Here is an 8181-nt window from a genome sequence, read left to right on the forward strand (position 1 = left end):
CTGCATGTGACGCTGAACCTGCCCGGCCGCCATGTCAGCACGGCCCCCGCCACCCGGATCGGGGCCGAGCCCGATCCCGCGCCCCCACCTGTTCCCGCGATGGAGAAAAAAGTGCGCAACGCCGACATCCTGCTGGTGGAGGATCAGTTCCTGATCGCGATGGAGGCGGAACAGGCGATCGAGGAAACCCGGATCGGCAAGGTCCGCACTGTGGCCTCGGTGTACGAAGCGCTGAAGGCCATCAATACCCGCGTGCCGGATGTGGCGATACTGGATGTAAACCTGGGCGGGGAAAATTCCATCGCCATCGCCCGCGCGCTGCGTGAACGCGGGGTGCCCTTCATCTTCGCCACCGGCTATGCCGACCGCACCCTTATTCCCGCCGACCTGCATGATGTGCCGATGGAGCGCAAGCCCTACTGCGCCACCGCCCTGGCCGAGAAGATATGCCGCATCCTGTCCTGATCCCGCCGCCGCGCGTGGATGGGGGCATATGCGGGTAAGGAGACCCGTCATGACCTGTTCCCCCCTTTCCCGCGCCCTGCGGTCATACATGGTGCCGCTGGTCCTGACCCCCACCATCGCGCGGGCCGCCGTGCCTGTGGAACTGTTGCGCACGCCGCCGGGCTTTCATGTCAGCCTCGTCACCGATCAGGTGCCCGGCGCGCGGGAAATGGCGGTGGGCGCGCGGGGCACCCTTTTCGTGGGCAGCATGGGCGCGGGCAGGTCTATGCCCTGAGCGGGCTTGACGGCGGCGGGCCGGTCAGGGTCCGCACCATCGCCCACGGACTGAACCTGCCCGTGGGCGTGGCCTTTCACGAGGGGGATCTGTATGTATCGGACATGAACCGCATCGTGGTGCTGCGCGATATTGAAAACCATCTCGACACGCCACCCCGGCCCGAACCCGTGGGCGCGGAACTGCCGTACAGGCCGGGCGATCATTCATGGAAATTCATCGCCTTCGGGCCGGATAACCGGCTGTATGTGCCCATCGGCGCGCCATGCAACATCTGCGATGTAGGACATGAGTTCGGGCGGATCATCAGCATGGCCCCCGATGGCACGGACCGGCGCGACGTGGCGTTCGGCATCCGCAACTCGGTCGGCCTGACATGGCGACCGGGCACGGATACCCTCTGGTTTACCGATAACGGGCGCGACAACATGGGCGATGACGTGCCCGCCGATGAACTGAACCGGCTGGACAGGGTGGGCCAGTCCTTTGGTTATCCCTACTGCCATCAGGCAATGTGCCGGACCCGCAATTCGGCAGGCAGCACGCATGCAGCGAATTCACGCCGCCCGCCCTGCTGCTGGGCGCGCATGTCGCGGCGCTGGGGCTGCGGTTTTATGAAGGCAGCCAGTTTCCAGCCGCCTATCACGCAACATCATGATTGCCGAACATGGATCATGGAACCGCAGCCAGCTTGCGGGGTGATCAGGTAGTGAGCGTTCATTTCAACGCGAATGGCGCGCCACAGCCTCCCGCCGTGCTGGTGAGCGGCTTCCGCCAGGGGCAGGACGCCTGGGGCCGCCCGGCCGACGTGCAGCCCCTGCCCGATGGCAGCATGCTGATCAGCGATGACCAGTCAGGCGCGATCTACCGCTTGACCTACGGCGCGACACCATCCGCACCGTAAAGGAGAATACCCGGCCTACGGATGTAACCCGATCAGTCAGCCAGAGGCGGGAAACCGGCGGAAATATCCGGAAAATTTCAGGGTGGACGAAATGACGGAAATGGTTGCCTGCCTGCGTCCGTCAAGGTATAAGGCTTTTACGAATGCTGGAACGGGAATCTCCAAGATGGCGCCAATGATAGAATTAACCGACAGAACCTTCTCCAGATTGCAGGAACATGCCGAACCTCTGGTGGACACCATAGAAAGTGTCATCAATAAGATTCTTGATAATTACGAGAAGACAAAGACGGATGGCGGCAGGAATATCGAAAATAATGTGACCTGCTTCAATCCGTTCACCCCGCCCGACCTGACCCATACCAAGCTGATCAATGTTGAAATTGATGGAAAGCCCCCGCTCCGGTCCGAAACCACATGGAACGGGTTGCTGAACCTGTTTGTACGAAAAGTCGCCATGGCAGCCACGAACCGGGAAGACCTGCAGAAAAATATGGTCGTAAGGTTCGTAAAAGGCTTAAAGACGGATGAAGGTTACAGACACCTTGCCGATGTCGATATTTCCGTGCAGGGACAGGACGCCAACGGCGCATGGCGTGCGATCAGTCACGCGGCGCGGACGCTGGGATGCTCCCTGAAAGTAAGGTTTGTGTGGAGAGATCGGGCCAATGTGGCGTTTCCCGGCACAACGGGAGAATTCTACATCCCGGCCCGATAGGAAAACATGTCTGTATTGGCCTGTATCCATATCCCCCGTTTCCTGAAGGCAGGTAGCCGGGGCGATATGCACTCAAGGCCCCACGCAAAGAGGATTGCCATGCCTGTCCGCCCCACGCTGCTTTCCGCCGGCCTGCTGCTGGCCGCACTTGTGCCACCCGCTTCCGCGGCATCCCCTGCCCCGCCAGCAGCATCCGCACCGGACGCGCCGCAGCGATTCTACCGGCATTTATGGACGGACGATAAAGGGATAAGCCACATCTCCACCTGTCCGGTGCATGATTTTTTCCTCAAAAGCATGTCGCCCCCCGCAGGCCCGCAGTGGCAGGATCCCATGCCGCAGCAGTCGGCCACCATCATGATGACGGTGCAGCCCGCGCACTGGAACGGTACATGGCATCCCGACCCGAAACCGCAATGGATCGTCCCCTTGCAGGGAAGCTGGTATGTACAGGCAATGGATGGCACCCGTGTGGTGATGGGCCCCGGCGACATCCTGTTTGGCGAGGACCAGAACGTACGCCCCATGCAAACCGGCCCTTACAAAGGCATGAAAGGCCATGACGCGGGCAATATAGCGATGGCCCGGTCACGCTTATGGTCATCCAGTCCGCCAGCGCGCCAGTTATCAACCAGCCCTGCCGTTATCGTTAGTGCTTGGCGGCAAAACGGCTTCAGGCTTTCCTGACCCTGCCCGTCTTATCCACAGATTCCGGGGATAGTCGGAAAGATAACCCTGTGGAAAAAACCTGCGTTTCGTAATTTCAGCTGTGTTTACAAGGGTTTTTCCCGCCTCCCTATATTCCGTCCCTCGCCCCGCCCCAGGCTTTATGCGCCAGCGCCGGTTTCGGACTGTACAGAATGCGCCATTGGGGTCATAAAGGACCGGATTGGTAACAGATAAAGGGCCGGGACCACATGGGTGATTTTGTCATACGCGGGCATGTGCTCAATCCCGCTAGCGCCCGGCATGTCACCATGGAGCGCCGCGTGCTGCATGTGGGTGCCGATGGCCTGATTGTGGCAAGCCATGGGGCGGATACGCCCGCCGCCACGGCCCTGCTGGATGAAGCGGCACGTTGCGGCATGCCCGTGCATGACCTCACACCCGCGCAACTGCTCATGCCCGGCTTTGCCGACCTGCATGTCCATGCCCCCCAGTGGCCGCAGATGGGACGCGCGCTGGACCTGCCGCTGCGCGAATGGCTGGAGCAGCGCACCTTTCCGCTTGAGGCCCGCTTTGCCGATCCGGCTTTTGCCGCCCCGGTCTATGAGCAGATGGTCACCACCCTGTTGGCCAATGGCACCACGACGGCGGTATTTTTTGCCACCATACATGAAGAAAGCAGTCTGGTTCTGGCCCGTACCTGCCTGCGCCATGGACTGCGGGCGCATGTCGGGCTGGTGGCGATGGATGATCCCACCCTGTGCCCCACGAATTACCGTAATCCATCCATCGAGCAGGCGCTGGCCGCCTCGCGCCGGTTCATCCACGCCGTGCGCGCCCTGCCCGGCAATGAACACGGTCTGGTGCGCCCCATGGTGACCCCACGCTTCATTCCCGCCTGCACCGATGGGCTGCTGCACGGGCTGGGCGCGCTTGCGGCGACGGAAGATTGCCTGATCCAGACCCATTGCTCCGAAAGTGACTGGGAGCACGATTACGTGCGCCAGCGCATGGGGGTGAACGATACCGTGGCGCTGGACCGCTTCGGGCTGCTGCGGCGCGGCACCGTGCTGGCCCATTCATGCTTCATGAGTGCTGATGACATGGCGCTGGTGCAGGCACGCGGTGCGGCCATTGCGCATTGCCCGCTCTCCAACGCCTATTTCGCAGGCGCGGTACTGCCCCTGCGGCAGGCATGGCAGGCGGGCGTGCATGTGGGGCTGGGTACGGATATATCGGGGGGATATTCACCTTCCGTGGCCCATAACGCCGCCATGGCGGTCACCGCCGCGCGCATGCTGGATACCGGCAATGATCCCGCCCTGCCCCCACAGCGGCGTGGCCGCCCCGGCACACGCCTGACCTTTGCGGAGGGGCTGTGGCTCGCCACGCGTGGCGGCACTGCGGCACTCGATATTACGGCGGGCCAGCTTGAGCCGGGCATGGCGTTTGACGCCCTGCTGATCGACCGCGCGGCGCCGGGCAGCAATATCATGTTTCCCCCCGCCGGAGACAGCGATTACGCGCCCGAGGATATTGCCCAGCAGATCCTGTGCAATATGGGGCGACCGAACATCCGCACGGTCTGGGTGGCCGGACGCCGGGCGTTCGGACCGGCGTTGTAACAACCTTGTAGTCATCTGGCGTGGCGGGAGCGCACCCGCCACGCATTTCCGCGCGTGCTGCCGGTGGTCCCCATGGCCTGCGTGACGGGAATGCATAAAATTACATTTTATTTCACGGTCCGGAGGAACTTTATTCAGGATTCGGACTTCTTGAGGCACTCGCCCGATGTTTCCGGCGGGGGGAGGTGCCGAATGTATGCGCGATGAAACATACAAAGCCCTCATTGCGGATATGAATCCGTGACGATCCGGCCCGATTGATAAACACCACCGACAGGGCATGATTCTCAAGCGTTTGGGCAAATGCGTTTATTACGCTGGCAGATAAGGACCCGAGCCATTGTTAAATAACAGTATAAGTTATGCAAAAAACATTCATGGCGCCAGCATGGCCGAAACGGAATTCGGTAAAAGCGGGCATGTGATCTGGGGGCCTTATGAATTCCGCGCGCAGGGAAACTACAAGGCTGTTTTCCGGATCGCCGCCATTGATCTGAGCGGATGCGTGGATGATGATTTTGTTGCGATGGCCGATGTCGCCATTAACCGGGGGCAGGAAATTGTCGGGGTCAAATACGTCACGGCGGGTGAACTTCGGGCCGGGACATCCCATTTTGAAGTCCTGTTCAGCCTGCGGCAGAAATCCCTCGTGGAATACCGGATCGGGGTTTACGGCAATTCCCGGCTGGAAATGGATGTGTACCGCCCCGTAAGCGAGGCATCAACGCCTGTTTCCGCCCTTTTATTTCCAACGGTCGATCAGAACGCGCCGACGTTCCTTCGGGAACATGTTCAGGCATTACGCCATTATTATGAACTTGGTTTCCGGGTAGCTGTCAGGGATAATGACGTTGTCCTGTCCAAGGGGGGCATCGATTTTTATGCCCGGGAGCCCGATGATCTTAACCTGATCCATGAAATTTTTGTGGATCAGGTCTATCGTTTCGCACGTAAGGGGCCAACCGTTGTCATGGATGTGGGCATGAATATTGGCCTGGTCTCCATGCAGTTCGCCCAGAACAGCGCGGTCCAGAAAGTATATTCATACGAACCTTTCCTTTCCACCTACAACCGGGGCATGGCCAATCTGGGCCTGAACCCGAAACTGGCTGAAAAGATCATACCTTTCAATATCGGCCTGTCCGATGTTGAAGGAAATATTCTGTTCAACGTAGCTGACACCAGTGATTCAGGTTCCCGCTCCACACGCAATACGGACAGGGACGGCATTGCCATGGAACTGCAGATGCAGACCGCGGCCAACGCCCTGCGTCAGGTCAGGAGCAGTCACCCCGATTGTGACATCATCATGAAAATCGACTGTGAAGGCGCGGAATATAATATTTTACAAAACCTTGCCGATACCAATCTTCTATCGGAGGTCAAGGCTTTCATGGTGGAATGGCATATAATCGATTATGACAAGGACCAGGAAAACCTTATCACTCTTCTGAAGGATGCCGATTTCACGGTCATCGACCGCTCCCCCCCGGCAGGCAATGGTTTCTTTTACGCGGTCCGGTAGAGAAAAAACGGCAGCTTCTGCCCTGCCCCATACAGTATAACCGAAACAAATCAGGCCGGAATACCAGCATCGGTCAGTTCATATTCCGGCCTTATATGGAAGCCCCTGCAGGCGGTCTGAAACGCCTGCCTTCAGGACAGCCCGCAAATCCTGTTGAAGTTTATGGCGGATTTTTTTCAAAAAGCTTCGGGAAACGCCGCCTTTTTGGAAAAAGGCGGCATCCAAAAACTTTTACCGTTTCTGTCAGTCAGTTATTTCTTCCTGGAAATCCGGGCGTCTTCATGCGTATGGAAGGTCAGAAGGGATTCCACGGCCTGCTTCCATAAATCGTCACCATACATCTGGCCGGAAGAAGCCTTGTTATCCTTCGCGTAACCGCACAGCAGCTTCAGCAGCCTGAAGTCCAGTCATTGCGCGGCATTTTCCATATCATGGAAAATGCGGAACGGAACGGCTCGGGCAGGTCAAACGGCTGATGGTCACATTACGGCACGCGACACCTGCGGGAACGGACCGTTTGTGAACCTCCACAATGAAAATCATGAAGGACAGGAAAAGATCATGCGGCCACACGCAATCCTTTGAATCCTGCGTGAGCGAGGAGAAGTCAATCAGCTTGGCCTTCCCCTTGCCATCGATAATGACATTCCAGATCCGCACATCGTTATGATAAAGGCCCTGTGACTCAAAGCCTTCCAGAAGATCAAGGATATCCATCACGACCTTGTACGGGTCGTAGCTCTTGCCCTGCCTGATCAGGTCGTTCAGGGATTCCCCATTGATCTTGTCACGGACAATCCAGCGTTCATCGCCGTCTATGTTGAAATCCGTTATTCCGCATTTATCTTTTTCGTTCGACGCATCCATTTTCTGTAGCGCGCGGATTTCCATTTCCAGTTTCTGGTAACCGATTTTCGCGCTGGAATGGCTGATCTGCACAATGTTGTTGCCGCAGGAGAACGTCCTGATGCCATTGCCGGATTTCATCCAGTCGAAGGCATCAAAAAATTCGTTCAGCAGCACGAATTTATCGCTACAGAAGAATGTCGGGCGGGAAATCTTCGACAGATGCGTTGCATGGGTCTTCATCTCATGCACGAAACCGATCCCGCTGAGGAACTGCCGCTGGTCAGCGGGCTGGGCGCGCGCCCATGCCAGCGGTTCCGTTTTCAGCGCCATTTCAAGCAGCAGGGACGCGCCATCCCTGGCAAGTTTTTCAAGGATCTTGCGGACCACATCAATCCCGTCGCGGTTGATGACGTGGTGGAAAATACTGAACCCTAATATAAGGTCGTAACCAAGCTTTTCCTGCTCCAGGAATTCCTTGGCGTCGGTCCGCACGAAATTGACGTCGAGACCGCTGGTTCTGGCAAGTTCCTTGCAGAGATTGATATTCTCTTCCTGAAAGTCGATGCCCGTTACAGTGGCGCCGTGCTTCGCCAGATTCAACGAGAAGAAGCCCTGCGCGCACCCGACATCCAGAACCTTCAGCGGGCGCTTCAGGTAGGCGGACATTTTACCGTAGATGTGTAAAATCATTTCCAGCCGGTCATCGGAAGGCCGACGGGCTGTTTTAGACAATTCCGGATGCCCAAATATAGGCTGATATATTTCAGGAAGCTTATCTACAAGATTCCTGACATCCTGCATCTCAGAAGTATTTCCCATGTCTCGTTTCGTTCCGCCAATTACTGTGTTTACAGAGCATATACCTGCAAACGGACATTATCCCATGTCTTTATTGAAATTACAATCTTACTGTCGGGGCCACCTTCCGCGCATGGGCGGGATGGTTCACGGGCCGCGCTATGGCAGCCCGCTCACCCCCTCCAGCGCCCAGTTCCAGTGATAGAGTTCAAGGTCATTCATGACCTCCCCCGGGGCGAGGCGCTGCGTGCCGTGCTGGTCACGCAGCGGGCCGACGAAGGGTGACCAGCCGTTCATGATGCGCGTGCGTACGGCATCCGCCCGGTCACGGACTTCCTGCGGCACGCGGCGGCCCCA

General features: G+C 58.1%; 9 protein-coding genes and 2 pseudogenes. 9 read left to right on the forward strand and 2 right to left on the reverse strand.

The genetic code is table 11. The features are described 5' to 3' along the window. The 9 genes and pseudogenes from JCM25156_RS22190 to JCM25156_RS28755 form a co-directional block, all read left to right on the forward strand. The coding region (locus tag JCM25156_RS22190; protein ID WP_034958693.1) for a response regulator at nt 1-465 on the forward strand (465 nt) is incomplete at its 5' end. Between the two features lie 49 nt (nt 466-514). Beyond that, entirely contained in the window at nt 515-739 is a 225-nt protein-coding gene (locus JCM25156_RS29375; RefSeq protein WP_159104975.1) for a hypothetical protein, read from the forward strand. 68 nt (nt 740-807) lie between these two features. Further along, on the forward strand, nt 808-1449 hold the full coding sequence (locus tag JCM25156_RS22195) for a PQQ-dependent sugar dehydrogenase (protein WP_159104976.1): 642 nt from the start codon (nt 808-810) through the stop codon (nt 1447-1449). Further along, nucleotides 1449-1643: a hypothetical protein gene (locus JCM25156_RS27805; RefSeq protein ID WP_084296471.1), complete on the forward strand. Its 195-nt coding sequence runs from the start codon at nt 1449-1451 to the stop codon at nt 1641-1643. The genes JCM25156_RS22195 and JCM25156_RS27805 overlap by 1 nt, the downstream gene beginning before the upstream one ends. Before the next feature lie 91 nt (nt 1644-1734). After that, nucleotides 1735-2361 carry a T4SS efffector SepA family protein gene (locus JCM25156_RS06795; RefSeq protein ID WP_407637112.1) on the forward strand — a complete coding sequence of 209 codons (627 nt, stop codon included), beginning with the start codon at nt 1735-1737 and terminating at the stop codon, nt 2359-2361. Nucleotides 2362-2460: 99 nt separating this feature from the next. Then, nucleotides 2461-3014: pseudogene (locus JCM25156_RS22200) on the forward strand (cupin domain-containing protein). A gap of 264 nt (nt 3015-3278) precedes the next feature. Beyond that, complete coding sequence (locus tag JCM25156_RS06805) at nt 3279-4652, forward strand: amidohydrolase family protein (protein ID WP_025812570.1); 1374 nt, start codon at nt 3279-3281, stop codon at nt 4650-4652. 388 nt (nt 4653-5040) lie between these two features. Further along, nucleotides 5041-6177, forward strand: coding sequence for an FkbM family methyltransferase (locus tag JCM25156_RS06810; RefSeq protein ID WP_025812571.1), 1137 nt, complete (start codon nt 5041-5043; stop codon nt 6175-6177). Nucleotides 6178-6272: 95 nt separating this feature from the next. Next, on the forward strand, nt 6273-6503 hold the full coding sequence (locus JCM25156_RS28755; protein ID WP_148299351.1) for a hypothetical protein: 231 nt from the start codon (nt 6273-6275) through the stop codon (nt 6501-6503). Nucleotides 6504-6606: 103 nt separating this feature from the next. Here JCM25156_RS28755 and JCM25156_RS06820 read toward each other — a convergent pair whose 3' ends face one another. Both JCM25156_RS06820 and JCM25156_RS22205 read right to left on the reverse strand, forming a co-directional pair. Further along, nucleotides 6607-7716, reverse strand: a complete 1110-nt coding sequence (locus JCM25156_RS06820) for a class I SAM-dependent methyltransferase (RefSeq protein WP_159104977.1) — start codon at nt 7714-7716, stop codon at nt 6607-6609. A 267-nt stretch (nt 7717-7983) separates the two neighbouring features. Then, nucleotides 7984-8181: pseudogene (locus JCM25156_RS22205) on the reverse strand (BMP family ABC transporter substrate-binding protein); the annotation flags it as partial.

The sequence above is a fragment of the Komagataeibacter kakiaceti JCM 25156 genome (assembly GCF_000613305.1).

Bases quoted from the DNA above. Each gene is read 5' to 3' on its own strand.
- JCM25156_RS29375 (WP_159104975.1), top strand. From the start codon at position 515: ATGACCTGTTCCCCCCTTTCCCGCGCCCTGCGGTCATACATGGTGCCG.
- JCM25156_RS06795 (WP_407637112.1), top strand. From the start codon at position 1,735: ATGACGGAAATGGTTGCCTGCCTGCGTCCGTCAAGGTATAAGGCTTTT.
- JCM25156_RS06805 (WP_025812570.1), top strand. From the start codon at position 3,279: ATGGGTGATTTTGTCATACGCGGGCATGTGCTCAATCCCGCTAGCGCC.
- JCM25156_RS06810 (WP_025812571.1), top strand. From the start codon at position 5,041: ATGGCCGAAACGGAATTCGGTAAAAGCGGGCATGTGATCTGGGGGCCT.
- JCM25156_RS28755 (WP_148299351.1), top strand. From the start codon at position 6,273: ATGGAAGCCCCTGCAGGCGGTCTGAAACGCCTGCCTTCAGGACAGCCC.
- JCM25156_RS06820 (WP_159104977.1), bottom strand. From the start codon at position 7,716: ATGATTTTACACATCTACGGTAAAATGTCCGCCTACCTGAAGCGCCCG.